This window comes from Vibrio sp. 10N.222.55.C7, from assembly GCF_041473335.1.
In the GTDB taxonomy this organism is placed as follows: domain Bacteria; phylum Pseudomonadota; class Gammaproteobacteria; order Enterobacterales; family Vibrionaceae; genus Vibrio; species Vibrio crassostreae_C.
The window spans coordinates 1-253 of record NZ_JBFRSC010000085.1 but is presented as its reverse complement, the minus strand read 5'-3'; the positions used below and the strand labels follow the sequence as shown (position 1 = coordinate 253).

Sequence of the window (253 nt, the reverse complement as noted above, 5' to 3'; positions counted from 1 at the left end):
CCATGACGAGTTGCCTTAGCCCCTCCCATTTCACTGACGGTACCACTTGGCGAAGTCGGCGTTTATCTATCTCTTTAATGGTGTGCCAATGTACGCTTGTTAACTGGGAGATATGCTTAATGGGAAGAAGAGGCAGCAGTTGTTCTATATAACTTTTTAAGCGCTTCGTTATACGAGCATAAGGCTCTAACCAAGATAGAGACTCTGTTTTTATGCCGCAGTCACGACACTTGATTCTTCGTGTTTGAACGGA

General features: G+C 44.7%; 1 protein-coding gene. It reads right to left on the bottom strand.

Going from position 1 to position 253, the window contains the following annotated elements:
- A partial coding sequence (locus AB4482_RS23090) for a helix-turn-helix domain-containing protein (RefSeq protein WP_372181754.1) occupies positions 1–253 on the bottom strand: 253 nt, incomplete at both ends.